Genomic DNA, 21074 nt, shown 5'->3' with positions numbered 1-21074 from the left:
CGGTATTAGCAGTCGTTTCCAACTGTTGTCCCCCACCAAAAGGCATATTCCCAAGCATTACTCACCCGTCCGCCGCTCGTCAGCAGATAGCAAGCTATCTCTGTTACCGCTCGACTTGCATGTGTTAGGCCTGCCGCCAGCGTTCAATCTGAGCCATGATCAAACTCTTCAATTAAAAGTTTTGTTGAAACCGAAGTTTCGTGCTCATTGAATTCTGATTTTGATTTCTTTCGAAATCGAATTGACTGTGCTGAAACAAGTAAACTTGTTTCCGTTGGTCACTCAGTTCAATTGAGACTCTAATTTTTTGCTAGCTTCAATCTAAGAAAGAAGGTTCGCTGTTAGAACTCAACCTGTACGAGTGCCCACACAGATGATTGCTTCATATTTTTAAAGAACGTTCCTGTTTAAAACAGGGCGATGATTAAGCGCTTTACTTTATCTCGCTAGGGCTGCGCATGTTACGCTTTCCTATTTTTTTGTCAACACTTAATTTTAAACATTTTCTTAAGTGAAAAGCTAAACTAAGTTTTACTTGACGCTGACTTCGTTTTGCTTTGCTAAATTAGCGTAGCGCTCCGTGTCAGTGGGGTCGCATTATAGGGAGATGGAGAAAAAGCGCAAGCGTTTATTTAAAATAAATCACAAAAACACAGCGTTCGTTCAATATTCGAACCGAACCTATCAAAAACAATAGAAAAGTAACAATAAAGTCATATTTCAGGCTGTTTTTCCTGCGAGGGAGCTTAAGTATTAGCGATATTTGTAGATACGCAAATTTTAATACAAAAAAACCATCAACTTTCGTCAATGGTTTTCATAAAGACAGTAAAGCTAATTATCGTTAATACAGCAAACTGTATAGCTTGCGGCGGTAGGTTGCCGCAATTGCGTCACCATCAGGTAAAGAAGCGACTATATCTAAATACTGTTTTTTGGCGTCACCAAAGTTTAAATCTTTTCTTAGTACACTAAAAAGTAACTCAAGCGCTTGCTCTTTTTTGCCCGTATCATTAAATAATGAGGCAAGCTCTACTTTAATGTCATTATTATCAGGTTCTGCTTCTAACGCTTTACTCAGAGTTTGAATTTCAGGAGACTCTTGCGCTTGCAGTGCTTGTGCTAGTTTAGCCACTAGGTTTTGGTAATATGCATCACGCTCTTCTTCTAAAATGCTATCAAGCAATGCTTGAGCGTCATCTAGCTTCTGGATCTGAATACAGATATCTGCCAATACCAATTTAACTCGCGAATTAGTTGGGTCTATTTCATACGCTTGTTTAGCAAAATTAAAGGCACTGTTTTGGTCATCACTTTGCAGTGCCTGCTTTGCTTGATCTAATAGAAGCATCTCAGGCTTTGGTAAATGATTGGCAAGCGCCTTTTTGATGTCGTCTTCAGTTTGCGCACCCGGTAGCATTTCTACAGGCGCACCATTTTTTAGCATGACTAATGTAGGTAAAGCTTGTAAGTTTATTTGCTGCGCTAATTGACCTGCTAATGCTTGTTGTAAATCGCAGTCTACCGTCGCAACAATAATATGGTCGGTATAAGTCACAGCTAGATTAGTCAAAATTGACGCTTGGGCAACACAATCAGGGTTTTGTCCGCTGAAGAAAGTAAGCAATATTAGTTTTTCTTGGTTTTGCTCACCCAATGTCTGTTGAATATTTTCAGGCGTTAATTGAATTTGGTTACTCATATTTGCTTTCTGTGATGTATTTTCTTCTTATATAGTGGCAAAAATCTTATTTACAAGCTTAACTTTTTGCCTTTGTACGCTTTCGAGTTTTACGCTTAAACGTTCGCGGCTTAGACAGCCCTTTTAAATCTGGGTTATTTGCGACCTTTGCATCACTGACAAATTCACCCAGTTGAGACAATAAAGGGTCCATGAACATTTGATAAGTACATTCCTTATTGGCTATTTGTGCAAGGTGAGACTCCCATAATGCGGTTCTATCAGGCAGCGTAAGTGATTCAGGTAACATGGCTATCATTGCTTGTCCTAGCTCTGTCGATCTGATCTGTTTTGCATTGCGAGCTAAAAACCCACGCTTAAATAGCAGTTCGATAATACCTGCGCGTGTGGCCTCAGTGCCTAAACCATCAGTTTCTTTTAATATTTTTTTAATGTCTTTGTCTTTTACATAACGACTGATCCCCGTCATTGCAGCCAACAATGTTGCATCGGTATAATACTGAGGAGGCTGAGTATACTTTTCTTGAATTTGGGCATCGTGACACTGTAAACGCTGCCCTTTTATCAAAGGCGGTAAGTAAGTAGATAAGTTATCCTCATCATCACGGGCTTTACCAAACAGTACTTTAAAGCCAATCTCATTGACTTGTTTTGCCTTCGCGATGAACAAACCACCAGCAATCATAATTTCAGCTTTGGTTTCATCATAGCTAAACGCAGGGTAAAACTGTGCTAAATACTGCCTGCTGATCAGGCCGTACACTTGTTGCTCTTGATGGCCAAGCTGCGCGGACTTCAACTTTTTACTGGTCGGAATAATGGCATGGTGGGCAGCGACTTTTTTGTCATTCCAGCATTTTGATTTTAACGACAGGTTAGCGGCATCCACTTTAGATTGCTCACACCCGTTATTATTTACCATCGCTGCCACGACCGATTCTCTTTCTTTATAATGCGCCACTGGTAAATATCGGTTATCAGAACGAGGATACGTAATAAGTTTGTGTTTTTCATATAGGCTTTGACACACGTCAAGCACCTGTTTAGCCGACATCCCAAACGCTTTACTGGCATCTATTTGTAATGCTGATAAGTTATACGGTAAAGGCGCAAGCTGCTTTTTAGGCTTTTTCTCAATCGCGGTGACTTCACCTTCTTGATCTTTTATGCGCGCGGCCACATTTTCAGCAAGCCCTTTGACTAGTACGCGTTTTTCTTCATCCATATAGGGCGCACACGCGTCACTGGGCTGCCACTTGGCACAGAAGCGGCTCTTATCTTGCGTCTGTAAATGTGCAAAAACCTCATAAAATGGTTTTGATACAAACTCTGCAATTTCTGCGTCTCTTCTCACCACTAAACCAAGTACGGGTGTTTGTACTCGCCCTACAGACAGTACCCCTTGATACCCTGACTTTTGACCTGCAAGGGTATAAGCACGTGTTAGGTTCATACCATATAACCAATCAGCTCTGGCTCTGGCAAGGGCAGATACACTCAACGGCACAAAGTTTTGATTCGACTGCTGTGTATTGAGCGCCTTTTTTACCGCTTGAATATTCAAGTCGCTTATCAGCAACCTTTGCGTCGTTTGTTTTTGTCGTTCAGATAGCCCCACATATTGCAGTACTTCATCAACAAGCAACTGCCCTTCTCTGTCCGGATCGCCAGCGTGTACAATCGTCTGTGCCTTTTTTATCAGTTTTTTCAGGACACCAAGCTGTTTTTTGGTATTTGCCTTGGCTTTAAATTGCCACTCAGTTGGTATGATAGGTAGGTCTTGATGTTGCCACTTTTTATACTTAGGGTCATAGTCATCCGGCTGCGCTTGTTCAAGTAAATGGCCAATACACCACGAAACAATGCTGCCATCGCTGGTTTCAATAAAGCCATCTTGTTTTTTATGTGGTTTGGGCAATGCATCTGCTATCGCTCTGCCTAACGATGGTTTCTCAGCAATATAAAGTTTCATGTGTGGTCTTAATATAGAATAACTGTATAAATTAACAGTTATTCTAAGCCAAGTTTGCGGTAGATTCCAGCTTTGAGGCTAACACCAGTTATTTTGATGAATTACCAATCTGATGTTCGGCCTAATATAGGCTGTTGTCCTATTTGCACTTTTGCTTCATAAATCTACTAACCACTTAGGTGTTAAAAACTGACTACTTTGAACAGCGCTAAAAGTACCTATATGATCATTAAACGAACTTTTTTACTCTAACTTAACGTTATAGCTGCACAAAATGTAAACGTAATGTTTACTTTTTCTTTATTTGTAAATATCATGTCGACATAGAATGTGGGAAACCACCTCTTTTCTATCTATTAATAAAAAGGATAAGGATGTGATAAATGGAGATGATCTGCGGGCTATGAGAGTAAATGCGGCCATTTCTCAGGAGAAAATGGCTAAAAAGCTCGACTGTGATAGAAAAACCATCATTAATTATGAGCTTGGTGTAAGTGATATTCGTTCAAAACAGCTTTTCATGTGGCTTGTATATTGTAAGATAGACTCAGGATCACTGCTAAACGAAATTAAACAAATTCGTGATCAAGTCAATCGCACAAAAACCTCACGCTTACAGGATGAAGAATTATGAGACAAACCAACCTATTTAATGCTCTTAGCGCTATGAATTTTCTTATAAAAAAAAATGATAAACTCAATAAAAATTCAGGTCGAACTGTGCTTTCGGATGGTGACAGTGCTTTAGTATCGTGTGGGCTTAACCCCAACAAACGGCCAAGAGCAATAGCGGTGGCCCCTGTACATGATGTAATTATCAGGCCTTTACCTATTGGCAACGATTCACAAGGATAGAGAATGAAACCTTCCCATTTAATTTTGTTCAGTATTGCCTCAATTGCAGTTTTTTATATGCAGCTTTGGGATGACCGTATTGTCACACCTTTGCATTTATCACTGTTGGCCATGTGTACCGCCTATGCCATATACATAAAAAACATCAATATGGCGCATATCGCTGGGTTTATTTTACTTGTCTCTGGGGCACACCGTATCATTTTTGAACTTGATTTGATCAATGACGTTACACCCAGTGACAATCCATTACTGCAGAGCCTGCTTATTTATGGCACGAATTTAGTATTTAGTTTGGCACTCACTTTAATACTAATTTTTAGAGTACAGGTTTCTCGAATTATCTCACGTTCAAAAAATATAAAACTGACAAACTTTGATGGTGTTTTCCATTGGATTTTTATCTATGTGACCGCTATTAATGTTTTAGTTTTATTAGAAGATATGCTTTATATTCTTTTTGAATTTAAGTCACTGACTTTCATTTACGATAACTTCGAAGGACTATTATACATTGCGTGGGCTATTAGCTGCGGTGCATTACTGACTATGATGATTTGTTCTTCTAAAGGCAACCGTGGAAATGAAGCCGGCACTTTATAATAAATACAGGTAATTACATTACGATATGTAATTACCTCTAGCCACCGGTCTACTCCCCCTGAGTACCACTCTAACATGTCACACACTTTATGTTTAAGCTCCATTTGGTTACTCAACGATAAAAACCTCCATTAATTACAAGCTAAACTTCAAACACTAAACTTAAAGTTAATACAATATGCTTGCAATTTATTTACTTATTAATTTACTTAAAAATATCATACTATATATAAACCTGCCCTTTGCTACTCATAAATAGCTAAGTAAGGCGAGAATCAATACAGGTGACTTCTCGAATATGCACTCCACCTGATAATTTAATGTAACATAGGTCAAAAGATATGATTGACGGTGAAGATCTAAAAGCCTTACGCGTACGTGCTAGCATCACACAACAAACCATGGCCAATAGGCTAGACGTTGATAGAAAAACCATCATCAATTATGAGTTAGGTGTTAGTGACATTCCGTCTAAGAAACTTTTTAGCTGGTTACGTTATTGTAAATTAGACACCGCAGTGTTACTTAAGCAAATAAAAAACATACGAGAAGATGCAAAAAGCAGTGGCAAGGCCAAATTACTTGATTTTGTCACAATAGCATTCATATTCAGCCAGCTGTGGAGCCCTGATATTGTAACCCAGTTATATTTATTCTTGCTTGTTGTATGTACAGCTTATGCCGTGTGCACAAAAAACATTAACATGGCACATATAACTGGGTTTATATTAGTTATAACAGGGACAAATCGTCTTGTTTTTGAACTGGGCTTGATCAACTCCGTTACTCCCAGTGGCAATGCATTACTGCAAGGTCTATTGATTTATGGTACTAACTTGGGGTTTAGTTTAGCACTTACTTTCATATTAATTTTTAGAGTACAGCTTTCTAGAAAAATCTATCATTCAAAAAATATAGAGTTGACACATTTCGATGGTATTTTTCATTGGGTGTTTATTTATATGGCAATAATCAATTTTTTAATTCTATTAGAACATTTGGCTTATGTTCTTTTTGACTTGAAATCTTGGACCTTTATTTACGATAATTTCGAAGGGCTTGTGTACATTGCATGGGCACTTAGCTGTGGCGCACTACTGACTATGATGATTTGTTCTTCTAAAAACAATCGTAGTGATGATGTCAGCACTTTGTAATTAACAGCAAGAAAAGTGCTCACACTGCTTGTTTGCGTAGTGCTACGCGACGAACTTAAAAATAAGCACCCCTTTTACATCACTACATAAAACAAGGCTGCATATTGCTATGCAGCCCGTTACGGTGTGGCAAGGTTGTTACTTTGTTTTAAGTAGGTTTAATTGCGTATGCTTTTGTTCAACAATTTCCGTCATGACACTGGCGGCCTGTTCAACTTGATCAGCAAGTTCCGATAGCTCAGCGGCCGCATCTGCAATACTGGTGGTATTGGTATTGATCTCTTCCGTTACCATACTTTGCTCTTCTGCTGCTGTGGCAATTTGCGTTACTTCATTAGAAATACTGGTCAATGCAGCCACCATAGTGCTCATTGCCTGAGACGACTGCTGACAGTAATCAACCGCTTGCTCCCCATGTGCGACCGAGCTTTCGATGATTTTCTCAGAGCTGCCCACTTCAAACGTTAAGTTATCAATCAATTTGCTGATATCGTCGGTTGATGCCTGTGTTTTTGAGGCAAGCGCCCTGACTTCATCAGCCACGACTGCAAACCCACGCCCCTGCTCGCCCGCTCTTGCGGCTTCAATAGCGGCATTTAATGCCAGCAAATTTGTTTGCTCTGCAATGGCCCTAATCACATCGAGTATTTTTGAAATATCACTACTTCGTTCTGCCACCTTGTTTATTGCTTGTTTCGCTTCAAGTACTTGAGAAGCCATTTCATGAACTGTTTCAGTTGTTTTTATAATGCCGGCTTCACTTTCTTGCACTTGCTTTGTGGCATCATTGGTACTACTTGCTGCTTGTTCAGACGAACGTGCAACCTCAGCCGCGGTGGCACTGAGTTCATTTATGGCGGTAACCACACTGTCTATTTCAATATGTTGGTTTGCGACTTTATTTTTAATGTTGATTGCCACTTCTGTGGTCGAAAATGATTGCTGGTAAGATTGCTCAGCCAGTAATTTCAAATCATCAATCATGTTACGCAGTTTATTGGTAAAGGCATTAAACCCTCTGCCTAGTGCGATCAATTCAGCGTGTTCACTTACCTCTAGTTCATGAGTCAAATCTCCTTCACTTGAGGCTAAGTTTTCTACCCTATGTTGAATATGGGTCAATGGCCTAATAACGGTATTCACTAAAATAACCGTAATAAACACGCCAATACCCGCGATCACGAGGCCCACGAACATCATCCATCGACCTAATGCATCTGTTGATTCTTCAAGCTCTTTTGCCAGTAAATTAGCATTACTTAATACTACCGCTTTAGGTAATTCAATCACTAATGACCAAGTTGTGCTTGCCAGTGGAATATCAATGGCAACCGCAACGGCAATATCCTCTTCAAATTCAGAAAAGCCTTGGTTACGGTGTAACACTTTTAAGTTATTGGCTCGGGTTTTATTAATTGATTCGCTCAATGGCCTTGCTAGCTTTTCGTAGTGGCTAGACCCAACCACAAGCCCTAATTCACTTAATAAAGTCACTTTAGCTTGCCCGTTATATAAAGAGCGAGAAAGCTCATCGACAAGTTCTTGAAAAATTGGCAGATTAACATCTACCCCAACAAGCCCTTTAAATGCACCACCACTGTTTACTGGTACTGTTAATGACGTCATCATTGTTTGTGTACCAGAGCTCATCTCGTATAAATAAGGTTCCATAATACAGGGGGCATTTTTATCTCTTGCACACAAGTACCACTCGGCTTCACGCAGGCCAAATTCGTTACGGTTGTCTAAGTATTTATCACTTGCTGACGCGACTTGTTGCTGTGCTATGCCCGATGCATCTTGTGTAAAGTAGAGTTCAAATGTTCCGGCTCCTACTACTGAATGAGAGGCTCCAGTACCATATTGATCATCTAACCCGTCATAGCCATTTCTTTCAAATTGTGCATACATGGACGACACAAGTTTATTCTGTGCTAGCGCACCAGAGATGGCAAGCTGCACACTCTCCCGTGTTAATGGCTTTTCTGCACTGGTGCTATTGAGTACACCCGCAAAAGTATATGGGATCCGATAAGCTTCATTGATAAAGCCAGCAACCTTTTGCCCATAGAACTGGCTTTGAGCAGTCAAGTTTTGCCGTATTTCATTAAATAGGACTTCTTGAACACGTTTGTTCTGGGCGTTATTTTCTTCTTTTAGGTGCAACCAAGTAAATACAGTCAAGGCTGATACCATAACTGTAACTAATACTCCGACAAAAACCAGTAATTTACTGCGAATAGAAATATGCTTCATTGTTCACCTTAACACCATATATAAGTACAACTCATAACTGAAAATAATAAATTATTTCAAGCATAGCAAGAGTTTAAAATACAAAAATGGAGAATGGTAGTTATTTACAACAAAGACACAATGATTAGACATAAATCATGCACAACAGATATAAAAAAAGCGAGGCTTAAATCCTCGCTTTTTACCTAATATTAAAGACTAGACGTCGTCTTCAATATTATCTTTTCCAGATGTGCGCTCTATGCTATCGAGCTTATGATGTATCGCTGATTTGATCAGCATATAGCCACTGATAGGTGCTGTAAGTAATAAAAAGATTGAAATCAGTATTTCTTTAACACTTAAACCTTCGCCCGTGGTACTAAAAAATACCATTGCCGCAGTCAATAAACTAGCCATACCCAACGTCGTTGCTTTTGTTGGCCCGTGTAAACGCATAAAAAAGTCGGGCATTTTTACCAAGCCAATCGACCCGACCAATACAAAGCAACCACCGATCAACAATAGTATTGAAATGATATATTCAGCCATACTTGCCTCTATTCTATGATATCGCCGCGCAGTAAGTATTTACATACTGCAACCGTGCTAACAAAACCTAACATCGCAATAAGTAGCGCCGCTTCAAAGTACAACGCCGTGCCCATGCTCATACCATATAAAATGATCAGCGCAATGCTATTAATATACATGGTATCTAACGCTAAGATCCTATCGGGTACTGAAGGCCCAACCACTAAGCGCCACAAGTTAAGCAATAACGAGATCCCTATCATAGCGAAAACAATTAAAATAACAGTTTCTAGCATTCAAAGATCTCCTTTAGCGGTGCTTCGTAGCGCTGCTTTATCGTTTTGATCAACGCCTCTTCATCTTGCAGATTTAAAACATGGATCAGTAAATAGCGCTGACTCGGATCTTCGCCTTCAGGCAATGACTCTAACCAAGGATACACTTCTGCACTGACAGTACCAGGAGTCAGAGACACTGTACTTGCCAAAATTGTAATTGGCATACTGTGCGTTAAATCTAAGGGGACTTTAACAAACCCCGGATTTAACTTTTTAGTTGGCCCTAAGATCAAAATAGCTACCTGCACATTCGCGGTAATAATGTCATACAAAACCAACAACAAGTGACGCAATGCCAAGCCGGGGCGCATGATCAATGGTTGCTTAGTACGAAATGGATACGTTGCCAATGGAATTAATATTGCCAGTACCGCGGCTAAAATAATATGTCCCAACGACATTGTGTTATTTAGCAACAACCATACTGTAAATAGCAGCAAGCTGCGAAATGGCGTGGGTAACCAACTAAATCGTGCTTCTAAACGCATTTACTGACCTCCCTCTAAAATAGCCGATATGGTGCCTCTAAAGTCATGTAACACCGTTGCTGCATTTAATGCGTACTCACTTGCTGGACCCGCAAATATTGCCATGAGAGGCGCACTTGAAAGTAACACAATTAACGCAGCCAATTGAGCTGGATGAACGCGCTCTTGTTCATGACTATCATTGGTGTTGCCTTTATGATGCCAAAACACGGTACTGCCCGCTTTTGAAATACCCACCAATAATGCTAAACTAGCTAATAAATATAACGGCCAAAATACGATGCCATATTCGCTGTTGAAGGTGGCTTTTAATAACCAGATCTTAGCGATAAAGCCCGACAGTGGCGGCATACCTATGGCAGCAACGGCGGCAATCACAAATCCAAAACCGAGTAATATAGGCTGAGTCACGGGACGACCTACGGTGATCCTATCTGCGACTTTACCGCGTTGCCTACCTATGAGGTCAGCGAGTATAAATAAGGCGGCTGTGACCATAGTTGAGTGAACGAGGTAATATATCGCTGCGGCACTGGCTTCGACGGTTTGTACCGCGACTAAAGCCACTAACGTCCCCACAGATACAATCACCAGATTGGCGACTAACTTACGTAAATCTTGGCTGGCTAATACACCAATAGCACCCATAACAATGGTTGCCAATGCCAACCACCAAAGCCAACTTTGTGCCATATGACTCAGCTCGCCCGCTTCATCACCAAAAATCAGCGTGTAAACACGCATCATAGAATACACGCCCACCTTAGTCATAATCGCAAACAAGGCTGCCACAACGGGCATCGCCGTTGCGTAAGTGTTCGGTAGCCACAGATGTAAGGGTAAAAGTGCGCCTTTAAGTGCAAATACGACCAATAATAATAAGCCACCAATCTTAGCAAGGTACACATCATCACCTTCTAAGAAGGTCACCTTTTGTGCCATATCAGCCATATTCAACGTACCGAGTACACCATACAGCACACCCAAAGCGATTAAGAAAATTGCAGAGCCAACCAAGTTCATAATCACATACTGAAGCGCAGCACGCGTATTACGCTTATCACCACCATGCATCAACAATGAGTATGATGCGATAAGGAGCACTTCAAAAAATACGAATAAATTAAACGCATCTCCCGTTAAAAATGCACCGTTTACACCCAGTAATAAAAAGTGAAGTAATGGATGAAAAAAGCTTCCTTTTTCATCATCTCCAGCACATGCATAGAGCGCACAGACGGTACATAATATACTGGTCAAAGACACCAATAAGGTAGAAAGCGGATCAGCCACTAACACGATGCCGAAAGGCGCGGACCAATCACCGATGGCGTATACCGCTGTTCCGTGCTGTTGAACTTGTAATAATAGTGCTATTGATACACATGATGTGATCAAGCCCAAAACAACCGAAGCGATACGACGTATCGCCACATTTTTACCACAAGGTGGCATCAGTAAAATAACACCTGCCAACATCGGCAGTAAAACAGGTAAAGATGTCAAATGCTGGATCATGCTTTGCCCTTTTTATCTTTATCAGGAACCTGACCATTAACATGGTCATTTCCTAAATCTGCTCGGCCACGGATCGCTAAAATAACGACAAATGCGGTCATCGCAAAACCAATTACAATTGCGGTTAAAACCAATGCTTGAGGCAGTGGATCAGCATAATCTGTGCTATAGCCTAATACTGCAGCTTGATTTAAGCTCAGTCTGCCTGAAGAAAACAAAAATAAATTCACTGCATACGACAGCATCGTTAACCCTAATACCACGGGAAATGTGCGCGAACGTAAAATCAAAAATACGCCACACGCAACCAATAGCCCCACGCAAGATGCATATAGTAATTCCATTAGACTTTCACCTCATCTTTATGTGCACTTGCAGTCAGCTTACCTAAACTCGCAAGGATCATTAACGTGGCACCAACAACAGTAATATACACGCCCAAATCGAATACTAATGCACTCGCAAGTTCAATTTTACCAATGAATGGAATATCAAAATACTCAAACCATGTGGTCATAAATGGACGACCAAAGGCCCAACTACCCACGCCTGTAAATAACGCAATGGCAATACCTGAGGCAATTATTTTGCGGTAGTTAATCGTCAAGCGCTCTGCTATCCAATTCGAACCATGAGCAATGTACTGCAATATAAATGCAATCGCCGTAACTAAGCCCGCAATAAACCCACCACCGGGTAAGTTATGGCCTCGCAAGAAAATATAAAATGACACTAACAACGCCAAAGGTAATAGCGATTGTGAAATACTGGCAAGCAATAATGGATAGCGCTCTTTCGCCCAAGGGCGGCCTTCGCTGTCACTGCCAGGCATAAATAATGGCAAATTAACTAACAGCTTATAAATACCCAGTGCAGCAATACCCAGTACACAAATTTCACCTAAGGTGTCAAAGCCACGGAAGTCGACCAAGATCACATTCACCACATTAGTCCCGCCGCCGCCCGTTTTGGCATTTGCTAGGAAGAAGTCTGAAATAGACTCAAGAGGACGCGTGATCAATGCGTAACAAATACTCCCCACCACTACACCAATTGCTGAAGCAATACCTAGGTCACGCAATACGCGTATTGAGCTTGATTCTTTTGGCGAACGCTGTGGTAAAAAGAACAGTGCTAACATTAGGAGTATAATGGTGACTACTTCTACCGTGAGCTGTGTCAATGCGAGATCCGGCGCTGAGAAACGTGTAAATGCCACCGAGACCATCAAGCCAACGACTGAAATCATGAGCAACGACACCATACGCGAGCGATGCCATATTACCGTACCAATTGCACCAATCATCAATAATGCAGCACCAATGCCATTATGAATATCAATCGGCGTGGGTTGTTTACCTCCGACTAACTGACTCATTTCAAACAACGGCCAACCAGCACTAATAAGCACCACTATCAACATCAACATTAAATAACGCTGTAACGAACCATTTTCGATGGCACTGATCTTACGCTGACACCACTTAATCATCACATATACGCTACCATCAAATGCTTTTTTAGCATTGAGCGGCGGAAGTGACGCTTGGAATTGGAATAAGTATTTACGCTGGGTATAAATTAACAAACCACCACATACTGCAATCGCACTCATAAGGAGTGGCAAGTTGAACCCATGCCAAATGGCAATTTTAAACTCAGGGACATATCCGCCAAGTACCGCTGTAGATGCCGCTTGTAAAATCCCATCGACAACAAAGTGTGGGAACATCCCCACCACCAAGCATAATGCCACAAGTACTTCGATAGGAATACGCATATAACGTGGTGGCTCGCTCGGCTCTTTCGGCAACCCTACCGGCTCACCGTTAAAGAATACATCGTGAATGAAACGGGCAGAATAAGCGACAGAGAATGCAGCTGCAACGGTCGCCAATACAGGCACCAACCAAGACATAGACCCTAATAATTGCTGATGGAGTGTTTCAGCAAAGAACATTTCTTTAGATAAGAAGCCATTCAAGAGCGGCACACCTGCCATTGCTGCTGCCGCAACCATTGCAAGGGTGGCTGTGTACGGCATAAATCGCCACATACCATTGAGCTTACGCATATCGCGCGTACCTGTTTCATGGTCAATAATACCGGTCGCCATAAACAACGACGCTTTAAAGGTTGCATGGTTAATAATATGGAAAATAGCCGCCACAGTCGCAAGCTCTGTATCTAAACCAAAGAGCAAGGTAATTAACCCTAGGTGGCTAATTGTTGAATAAGCTAGCAGCCCTTTTAAGTCATGTTTAAACAGTGCAACGTACGCTGCAAACAGCAATGTCGCAAGACCTGTTAAGCCAACTAAAATAAACCATAATTCAGTGCCTGCCAGTGCTGGGTAAAACCTTGCTAGCAGGAAAATACCCGCTTTTACCATTGTGGCTGAGTGTAAGTAAGCACTTACAGGGGTTGGCGCTGCCATTGCGTGTGGCAACCAAAAATGAAATGGGAACTGTGCTGACTTAGTAAAAGCACCTAATAGGACCAAAATAAGCGTGATTTCATACAGCCCATGTGCCTGAATAATTTCTCGACTAGCCAGTATTGTATCTAAATCATAACTTCCTACAATATTGCCCAGTAATAGTAAACCAGCCAATAATGCTAAACCACCACCACCTGTGATGGTCAAAGCCATACGTGCGCCTTTACGGGCTTCTGATTTATGCCACCAATAGCTGATCAATAAAAATGAGCTAATGCTGGTTAATTCCCAAAATAGCCATAGCTGCAAGACATTATTTGACATCACAATACCGAGCATTGCGGTCATAAATAGCATCAAATAGGCAAACAGCTTAGGCATTGAATCTTTAGAGCTTAAATAATAACGGGTGTAAAAAATCACTAAGATCCCGATACCCAAAATCATAAAGACGAATAAAAGCGCCAACCCATCTAACCTAAATGATAAATTCAGGCCCAAGAGGGGCACCCATTCAGCACTGTAACGGATCACTTCCCCGGCAAAGACCGCAGGGGCTAAATTCACTGTCATCGCAAGTGCAATAACTGGCATTAACAAGGTCAACCCAGTCGATTGATTACGTGTTAATTTACCCGTTAATGAAGAAATAATACTGCCGAATAAGGATAGCAAGGGTATCCAAAGCAAAGTCATAGAGTAAACCTTTTATTATTGCGTCGTCCAAGTACGACCATACACCATATTTAGTGCGCTGTTTGGTGTTGGGCGTGAAAGAAAACCACCGTGACTTTCACCACACAAAACTAACCATAGTTATACTGTATTAGTGTTTGAGTTGTCTATAGTTTCAGGTTCTAGCTGGTTCTATTTTAGACAAGATTAACAAACAATTCAGATATATTTCATATCTCATGAGAAATGTGTGCTAACTCAAATTATTCAGTCAAACCGAGTCTTTCACTTTTCACCCAACGCTTTGCGTGCTGTGCGTTAATGGCCTGTTGCCATAACCGCCGATACTGTGCTGTAAGTGGCCTCGTTTGATACTCCATAATGCTCCAACCCTCGCTAGGTTTGTAAGCTTGTAAAGCACCATAGTTACACGTATTACTTTTCACCCAGCCCTTAGGCGCATCATTTAGCTCTCCTACATACAAGTTAGGTGCATGACGCCCAGCTCGCTGACATAACCACTTGGCCTTTTGTTTGGGTACCGAGTATTCATCTTCAAAGCCACTAAAATGCATCAGTTCATGCATGAATACCGCATATTGGCTTTGTGTATTTAACGTCATCATATCGCCGCGTACATTTGCGTTACCTTGACGCGTCATCATCAACGCTTTATCGCCTTGAGGCAGCATCGCTGGATAGGCTCGCTTAAGTGCTGCCACATCGCAGTAGGCAAACTGCGAATTATCAGGTGTGCACTGCATAGTATCGCCAATGTATATCGGCTCGCTAAAACAATAGCTCCAAACACTTGGCTCTGGGGCACTCGTATATCGAATTTTAAATTGCTTTAACTTTTTAACCGCGGCTAAATGGTCCGTCAGAACTAACACTCGGTTAATACACTCTCTCGCAAAGGTCACACTATCAAGCGGAGATGACATATTATGCGCTGCTAAACGTTCGCTATTAAATGCACTTGGTAGCACACCCCGATGCAAAGATAACCAGTCTAAATAATGCCTCGGCAAACGCCGCTTTGAGGCAATCAATGAGATTGCGTTAATGTCGTTGGCTGCTTTTAACAGTGCAGCTAAGCGTATCACCTGCGCCTGTGACGCATCGTTTAAATACCGCTGCCAATAAACCCGACTTCGTGTATATAACCCTTGCTTTGCAAGCCGTATCGCCCACTCAAAGGCAATCTCAGGCTGTGCTAGTTTTGATAAAGAGCGAATGGTTGCATCTGGCAGTGCATGTAACACAATACGTGATTGTGCTTGATAAAATGAATGTGGATGCAGCGCTAAGAAAGCGGCTTGACTGTGTGAACTAAAAAGAAGGGGGTGATGGCCACTTTGGGCCATCAAAAACAAACAGCTTATAACAATTAAGCTGTGTTTAACCTGCGTTTTCACGGGCTAACAAATCTAACTCTAAACGTGCATATTTATGTTCTACAAACTCAAACACGTTGGTTGCTAAGGTTAATTTGAAAAAATCAACGGCTACATCAGCCTTGCCTTCGCTTTGATACAATTTTGCAAGATAAAAATACGCTTCACACAAGCGTTCTGAATACTCTTTTTGATCCTTTACGCCAGTAGAAAGCTGCTTTAGAAATTGCCCTTCAGACAACTCACCCAAATATAGCGCAACTAACTGTGAAGACCATTCTTCACTATTTATTGCCTGCTGGTTAGCTTTTAAGGTAGCCTTAGCTGCAATAGGATCTAATTTAGATTGCGCTAAATATAACCACATTGCGCGATATGCATCTTGCGGAGAGCGTTCTAAAAATGATGTTAAATCATCAGTTGCTAGTTCAGAGCGATCGCCATAATACAACGCAATTCCCCGATTCAAATACGCATACTCATGCTGTTCGTCAATCTCTAGCACAGTGTCAAACATTTCATAGGCTTTGCCAAATTCTTGCAGCAATGTATGGTGAATACCTAAAAAATTGTAAACCTCAGCCAAATCTGGCTTCATTTTAATCGCGCGATTAAAATCTATTCTCGCCAAAGTGCTTAGGCCTAAGCTGTCGTAAAGCATACCGCGGTTATAATAAAGCTGCGCACGTTGCTCTTTGGGTAAATCAACGCCCAGTAATAATTCAGAATAGCGCGCAATGGCAATCTCATTACGAAAATTAGCTTGTAAAGGAACACTCAAAGGTACATTTACAACACGTTGTTCAACTGGTTGCTCGGTAGATTGACAACCCATTAACCCAACGAGTACCAGGGGTAAAACGATGATGGATTTTAAATTCATATCCTTCCTTTGGTAAGCCTAAATCTAAATTCAATGAACTTGCATTAAAGCATAAAAAAGGGGGCCAATCAGCCCCCTTTTACATAGTAAATAACTTATTTACACAAAATTACTCAGCAGGCGCTTCTGGCGCTGGCGTAGCTGATTGCTCTAACGCTTCTTTAATGCTCAAACGTACGCGGCCTTGACGGTCTACTTCTAGTACTTTAACTTTCACTTCTTGACCAACAGTTAAGTGGTCGCCAACGCTGTTAACACGCTCAGGGCTGATCTGTGAAATATGAACTAGGCCATCTTTACCTGGTAATACGTTTACAAACGCACCAAAGTCAACGATACGTACAACTTTACCATTGTAGATAGTGCCAACTTCTAGTTCAGCAGTAAGCGCTTCAATACGAGAGATAGCATCTTTCGCACTTAGGCCATCTGTTGCTGCGATTTTGATCGTACCATCGTCTTCAATTTCAATCGTTGTGCCCGTTTCTTCAGTTAACTGACGAATCGTAGCGCCACCTTTACCAATTACTTCAGCAATTTTCTTCGGTGGGATATTCATTGTATAAATACGAGGTGCAAATTCAGAAAGCTCTTCTGAAGGTGCTGCAATTGCTTCATCCATAACAGATAGGATGTGTAAACGCGCTGCTTTAGCTTGTTTAAGTGCAATTTGCATGATCTCTTTGTTGATACCTTCGATCTTGATATCCATCTGCAATGCAGTAATACCCGCTTCAGTACCCGCTACTTTAAAGTCCATGTCACCTAAGTGATCTTCGTCACCTAGAATGTCAGAAAGAACAACAAAGTTTTCTTCTTCTTTAACTAGACCCATCGCGATACCCGCAACAGATGCTTTGATTGGTACACCAGCATTCATTAGCGCAAGTGACGTACCACATACAGAAGCCATTGAAGAAGAACCGTTTGATTCTGTGATTTCAGATACCACACGGATAGAGTATGGGAAATCTGTCAATGTTGGCATTACCGCTTGAATACCACGCTTTGCAAGGTTACCGTGGCCGATTTCACGACGCTTAGGTGAACCAACAAAACCAGTTTCGCCTACACAGAATGGAGGGAAGTTGTAGTTAAGCATGAAGTGGTTTTTATGTGTACCAGTTAAATCGTCGATTAACTGTGAATCACGCTCTGTACCTAAAGTAGCTGTAACTAGCGCCTGAGTTTCACCACGAGTGAAAATAGCAGAGCCGTGAGTACGTGGTAACACACCTGTCATTACGTCAAGTGCACGAACCATATCTGGTTCACGACCATCAATACGCTTCTCGCCAGCAATGATACGGCTACGTACGATGTTCTTCTCTAATGCACCAAATAATTTACCAACTTCTTGCGTATCTAACGTTTCGCCTTCAGCTAGTTCAGCAGTAAGTGCTTCAACCACACCTTCTTTTGCTGCAGTTAGCGCTGTTTTACGCTCTACTTTGTCTGTGATCAAGTAAGCTGCGCCTACTTTATCTGCTGCGAGTGCTGCAACTTTGTCTGATGCTGCAACGTTTTTCTCTGGTGCAGTCCAGTCCCAAGTAGGCTTGCCTGCTTCAGCTTTAAATTCATTGATAGCAGTGATGATCGCTTGAGATTGCTCATGACCATACACAACTGCACCAAGCATTACGTCTTCTGGTAATACGTCTGCTTCAGACTCAACCATAAGTACCGCGTTTTCAGTACCAGCAACAACTAGATCAAGCTTACTTTCTTCAAGCTCTTTTAAAGTTGGGTTTAGTACATACTGGTCATCGATATAACCAACGCGTGCAGCACCAATTGGGCCACTGAATGGAATACCAGAAATAGCAAGTGCTGCTGATGTACCAATCATCGCAACCATATCAGGTTGGATTTCAGGGTTAACAGAAACAACCGTTGCAATAACCTGTACTTCGTTTACGAAGCCATTCGGGAAAAGAGGACGGATTGGACGGTCAATAAGACGCGCAATCAATGTCTCGCCATCGTTTGGACGACCTTCACGCTTTAAGAAACCACCTGGGATACGACCCGCAGCGTACATACGCTCTTGGTAGTTTACTGTTAGTGGGAAGAAGTCTTGACCCGGTTGTGCGTCACGCTTACCTACAACAGTAACAAGTACTGAAGTATCGCCGATGCTTGCTAGTACTGCACCATCTGCTTGACGAGCAATAGCGCCAGTTTCGATTGTGACCGTGTGTTGGCCTAGTTGAAATTCTTTAATAATTGCTTGCACAAATATTTCCTTAAATAAAACAAAATATAGACGCCAACTAGTACCAATTACAGTCTTAAATAGACTAAGCAATCTATTTAAGCACTACAATTGGCAAAAGCGCTGGCGCTGACTTAGCCCAATGCTAAGCGGGTGTTAGTATACGTGGAGAACACCCACAAAAAAAGGGGCTTGAAAGCCCCTTTTTTAATGTTAGCTAAAAAAGCCAACAATCAATCAAAAGATTAGCGACGTAGGCCAAGCTCTTTGATTAGCGCTGAGTAACGCTCAACGTTTTTACCTTTAAGGTAATCAAGTAATTTACGACGTTGGCTAACTTTGCGAAGAAGACCACGACGTGAGTGGAAATCATGCTTATGATCAGCGAAGTGACCTTGTAGCTTGTTGATGTCGAAAGTAAGAAGTGCTACTTGTACTTCAGGTGAACCAGTGTCGCCTTCAACACGTGCAAATTTAGCAACGATTTCTACTTTTTCTTGAGTACTTAGTGACATAATAACTCCAAAATTAATTTAAATTGTGCTTAAGCCGATCACTAATTCAGCAAAAGCGAGTAAGCGGCGCGCAGTATAGCAATATTCACCGCGTGAGACTAGAAAAAACTATTGGTTAGTTGCCAGTGCGCGTTTGGCTTTTAAATGGCCATCTGGGTTACGCTCACCAATACCAATAAACCGGCCGTCTGCAACCACTTTAATAATACCCTCAGGTACCGTGCCACATACCACAACCTGACCATGGCTAAATGCCACACCTTGCTCCGCCGTGATCTCAACCACGGGTAAATCAACCAAAGCAGTGTCCATCGGCAACAGTAATTCATCTAGGTATGTTGAAGGTTCAACCCCTTCGGCTTTTGCTTGCTGTAGCTTCTCTTCTAGTTGTTCAATGGTGACCATTTGCTCACTTGGATAATGGCCCACTTTTGAACGATGCAACATAATGACATGCGCACCACACCCTAGCTTTTCACCTAAATCATCCACGATAGTACGAATATAGGTGCCTTTTGATACATGCGCTGTCATCTGAATTTCTTCATTCTCAGCGTCATACTCGTCAAGCGTTAGACTATATACATTTATTTTTCGACACTTACGAGGTACTTCAATGCCCTCTCTGGCATATTTATATAAAGGCTGACCTTGATATTTTAATGCTGAGTACATTGAAGGATATTGATCAGTTTCACCCAAGAAACCGGTGATTTCTTTTTGTAAACCATCCAGCGTGATATCTACAGGGCGCGTCTCAACAACTTCACCGTCAGAATCAGAGGTGGTTGTGCGTTCGCCTAACTTGGCGCGCACAACATAGGTTTTATCAGTATCTAATAAAAACTGTGTGAACTTGGTCGCTTCACCAAAACAAATGGGTAGCATGCCTGTTGCCAGTGGATCTAATGCACCGGTATGACCTGCTTTTTGCGCAAAGTAAATACCTTTCGCTTGTTGCAACGCTTTATTCGAAGAGATCCCTTCAGGTTTGTGCAAAAGCACGATGCCATCAACCGGACGACCTTTTGAACGTCTTGCCATTACTCTTGCTCATCCTCCGATGACTCAGGTCCGCGCTTTTCGTTATCATCACGAATAACTGAATCCACGAGATTTGAAATACGCATACCTTCAAGTAACGAATTGTCTACCACAAAACGTAGTTCTGGCATGATACGCGCACGAATACGCTTACCTAGAATAGAACGAATATAGCCCGTTGCATCATTTAAGATGGCAACACTTTGCTTAGTCTTATCTTCATCACTGGTATTCAATACCGTAATAAAGATTTTTGCGTAAGATAAGTCTCTTGATACTTCAACCGCAGAAACCGTCACCATGCCTAAGCGTGGGTCTTTAATTTCACGTTGTAATATCACAGCAATCTCTTTTTGGATTTGCTGGCCAACTCTATCTGTGCGAGAAAATTCTCTCATCTTCACCACTTATAAATTTTAACTTATTGAAAAACAATAATAAGTTTAATTAGTTTTAAACGAACAAATGGGGGCTAGTGCCCCCATTTCAACCATTATTATAGC

The 21074-nt window shown here is 41.5% G+C and carries 18 protein-coding genes and 1 rRNA gene; 3 read left to right on the top strand and 16 right to left on the bottom strand.

Annotation, left to right across the window (positions count from 1 at the left end; all coding sequences use genetic code 11):
• From BGP78_RS03840 to BGP78_RS03830, 3 genes are all read right to left on the bottom strand, one after another.
• Positions 1-175: ribosomal RNA gene (locus tag BGP78_RS03840) — 16S ribosomal RNA — on the bottom strand; the annotation flags it as partial.
• Positions 176-844: 669 nt separating this feature from the next.
• Positions 845-1702, bottom strand: a complete 858-nt coding sequence (locus tag BGP78_RS03835) for a tetratricopeptide repeat protein (RefSeq protein WP_119860160.1) — start codon at positions 1700-1702, stop codon at positions 845-847.
• A gap of 58 nt (positions 1703-1760) precedes the next feature.
• Positions 1761-3674, bottom strand: a complete 1914-nt coding sequence (locus BGP78_RS03830; protein WP_119860159.1) for a DNA topoisomerase III — start codon at positions 3672-3674, stop codon at positions 1761-1763.
• A 376-nt stretch (positions 3675-4050) separates the two neighbouring features.
• Here BGP78_RS03830 and BGP78_RS03825 point away from each other — a divergent pair, with 376 nt between their 5' ends.
• The 3 genes from BGP78_RS03825 to BGP78_RS03810 all read left to right on the top strand — a co-directional run bounded on the left by BGP78_RS03825 (position 4051) and on the right by BGP78_RS03810 (position 6289).
• A complete protein-coding gene (locus BGP78_RS03825; protein WP_119860158.1) occupies positions 4051-4308 on the top strand; it encodes a helix-turn-helix transcriptional regulator in 258 nt (85 codons plus the stop codon).
• Between the two features lie 224 nt (positions 4309-4532).
• Complete coding sequence (locus BGP78_RS03815) at positions 4533-5132, top strand: hypothetical protein (protein ID WP_119860156.1); 600 nt, start codon at positions 4533-4535, stop codon at positions 5130-5132.
• 341 nt (positions 5133-5473) lie between these two features.
• A complete protein-coding gene (locus BGP78_RS03810; protein WP_259386142.1) occupies positions 5474-6289 on the top strand; it encodes a helix-turn-helix transcriptional regulator in 816 nt (271 codons plus the stop codon).
• A 138-nt stretch (positions 6290-6427) separates the two neighbouring features.
• Here BGP78_RS03810 and BGP78_RS03805 read toward each other — a convergent pair whose 3' ends face one another.
• The 13 genes from BGP78_RS03805 to rbfA all read right to left on the bottom strand — a co-directional run bounded on the left by BGP78_RS03805 (position 6428) and on the right by rbfA (position 20969).
• Positions 6428-8545, bottom strand: a complete 2118-nt coding sequence (locus BGP78_RS03805; RefSeq protein ID WP_119860155.1) for a methyl-accepting chemotaxis protein — start codon at positions 8543-8545, stop codon at positions 6428-6430.
• A 198-nt stretch (positions 8546-8743) separates the two neighbouring features.
• On the bottom strand, positions 8744-9076 hold the full coding sequence (locus BGP78_RS03800; protein WP_119860154.1) for a Na+/H+ antiporter subunit G: 333 nt from the start codon (positions 9074-9076) through the stop codon (positions 8744-8746).
• 8 nt (positions 9077-9084) lie between these two features.
• Positions 9085-9354, bottom strand: coding sequence for a K+/H+ antiporter subunit F (locus BGP78_RS03795; protein ID WP_010365913.1), 270 nt, complete (start codon positions 9352-9354; stop codon positions 9085-9087).
• Positions 9348-9884 (bottom strand): Na+/H+ antiporter subunit E, encoded by a 537-nt coding sequence (locus tag BGP78_RS03790; protein WP_119860153.1) that lies wholly within the window; start codon positions 9882-9884, stop codon positions 9348-9350. The genes BGP78_RS03795 and BGP78_RS03790 overlap by 7 nt, the downstream gene beginning before the upstream one ends.
• On the bottom strand, positions 9885-11402 hold the full coding sequence (locus BGP78_RS03785) for a monovalent cation/H+ antiporter subunit D (RefSeq protein ID WP_119860152.1): 1518 nt from the start codon (positions 11400-11402) through the stop codon (positions 9885-9887). It abuts the gene before it with no gap.
• Positions 11399-11746, bottom strand: coding sequence for a Na+/H+ antiporter subunit C (locus BGP78_RS03780; RefSeq protein WP_010365909.1), 348 nt, complete (start codon positions 11744-11746; stop codon positions 11399-11401). The genes BGP78_RS03785 and BGP78_RS03780 overlap by 4 nt, the downstream gene beginning before the upstream one ends.
• Complete coding sequence (locus tag BGP78_RS03775; RefSeq protein WP_119860151.1) at positions 11746-14538, bottom strand: monovalent cation/H+ antiporter subunit A; 2793 nt, start codon at positions 14536-14538, stop codon at positions 11746-11748. Before BGP78_RS03775 ends, BGP78_RS03780 begins: the two co-directional genes overlap by 1 nt.
• Before the next feature lie 242 nt (positions 14539-14780).
• Complete coding sequence (locus BGP78_RS03770) at positions 14781-15884, bottom strand: hypothetical protein (RefSeq protein WP_182912215.1); 1104 nt, start codon at positions 15882-15884, stop codon at positions 14781-14783.
• Between the two features lie 34 nt (positions 15885-15918).
• On the bottom strand, positions 15919-16797 hold the full coding sequence (gene nlpI / locus BGP78_RS03765) for a lipoprotein NlpI (RefSeq protein ID WP_010365902.1): 879 nt from the start codon (positions 16795-16797) through the stop codon (positions 15919-15921).
• 109 nt (positions 16798-16906) lie between these two features.
• Positions 16907-19033 (bottom strand): polyribonucleotide nucleotidyltransferase, encoded by a 2127-nt coding sequence (gene pnp, locus BGP78_RS03760; protein ID WP_010365900.1) that lies wholly within the window; start codon positions 19031-19033, stop codon positions 16907-16909.
• A 224-nt stretch (positions 19034-19257) separates the two neighbouring features.
• Entirely contained in the window at positions 19258-19527 is a 270-nt protein-coding gene (rpsO, locus tag BGP78_RS03755) for a 30S ribosomal protein S15 (protein ID WP_010365898.1), read from the bottom strand.
• A 108-nt stretch (positions 19528-19635) separates the two neighbouring features.
• Positions 19636-20571, bottom strand: coding sequence for a tRNA pseudouridine(55) synthase TruB (gene truB, locus BGP78_RS03750; RefSeq protein WP_119860149.1), 936 nt, complete (start codon positions 20569-20571; stop codon positions 19636-19638).
• Positions 20571-20969, bottom strand: coding sequence for a 30S ribosome-binding factor RbfA (rbfA, locus tag BGP78_RS03745; RefSeq protein WP_010365895.1), 399 nt, complete (start codon positions 20967-20969; stop codon positions 20571-20573). The genes truB and rbfA overlap by 1 nt, the downstream gene beginning before the upstream one ends.
• Between the last annotated feature and the right edge of the window lie 105 nt (positions 20970-21074).

The sequence above is a fragment of the Pseudoalteromonas sp. MSK9-3 genome, assembly GCF_003590335.1.
Classification (GTDB): Bacteria; Pseudomonadota; Gammaproteobacteria; order Enterobacterales; family Alteromonadaceae; genus Pseudoalteromonas.
The sequence above is the reverse complement of the archived record's forward strand: the minus strand, read 5'-3'. Positions and strand labels throughout refer to the sequence as shown.

Excerpts from the sequence above, each read along its gene's own strand:
- truB (WP_119860149.1), bottom strand. The coding sequence starts at position 20,571 with ATGGCAAGACGTTCAAAAGGTCGTCCGGTTGATGGCATCGTGCTTTTG.
- BGP78_RS03815 (WP_119860156.1), top strand. The coding sequence starts at position 4,533 with ATGAAACCTTCCCATTTAATTTTGTTCAGTATTGCCTCAATTGCAGTT.
- BGP78_RS03770 (WP_182912215.1), bottom strand. The coding sequence starts at position 15,884 with ATGGCCCAAAGTGGCCATCACCCCCTTCTTTTTAGTTCACACAGTCAA.
- BGP78_RS03810 (WP_259386142.1), top strand. The coding sequence starts at position 5,474 with ATGATTGACGGTGAAGATCTAAAAGCCTTACGCGTACGTGCTAGCATC.
- BGP78_RS03800 (WP_119860154.1), bottom strand. The coding sequence starts at position 9,076 with ATGGCTGAATATATCATTTCAATACTATTGTTGATCGGTGGTTGCTTT.
- BGP78_RS03835 (WP_119860160.1), bottom strand. The coding sequence starts at position 1,702 with ATGAGTAACCAAATTCAATTAACGCCTGAAAATATTCAACAGACATTG.
- BGP78_RS03775 (WP_119860151.1), bottom strand. The coding sequence starts at position 14,538 with ATGACTTTGCTTTGGATACCCTTGCTATCCTTATTCGGCAGTATTATT.
- rbfA (WP_010365895.1), bottom strand. The coding sequence starts at position 20,969 with ATGAGAGAATTTTCTCGCACAGATAGAGTTGGCCAGCAAATCCAAAAA.
- BGP78_RS03830 (WP_119860159.1), bottom strand. The coding sequence starts at position 3,674 with ATGAAACTTTATATTGCTGAGAAACCATCGTTAGGCAGAGCGATAGCA.
- BGP78_RS03790 (WP_119860153.1), bottom strand. The coding sequence starts at position 9,884 with ATGCGTTTAGAAGCACGATTTAGTTGGTTACCCACGCCATTTCGCAGC.
- BGP78_RS03805 (WP_119860155.1), bottom strand. The coding sequence starts at position 8,545 with ATGAAGCATATTTCTATTCGCAGTAAATTACTGGTTTTTGTCGGAGTA.
- nlpI (WP_010365902.1), bottom strand. The coding sequence starts at position 16,797 with ATGAATTTAAAATCCATCATCGTTTTACCCCTGGTACTCGTTGGGTTA.
- BGP78_RS03785 (WP_119860152.1), bottom strand. The coding sequence starts at position 11,402 with ATGATCCAGCATTTGACATCTTTACCTGTTTTACTGCCGATGTTGGCA.
- BGP78_RS03780 (WP_010365909.1), bottom strand. The coding sequence starts at position 11,746 with ATGGAATTACTATATGCATCTTGCGTGGGGCTATTGGTTGCGTGTGGC.
- rpsO (WP_010365898.1), bottom strand. The coding sequence starts at position 19,527 with ATGTCACTAAGTACTCAAGAAAAAGTAGAAATCGTTGCTAAATTTGCA.
- BGP78_RS03795 (WP_010365913.1), bottom strand. The coding sequence starts at position 9,354 with ATGCTAGAAACTGTTATTTTAATTGTTTTCGCTATGATAGGGATCTCG.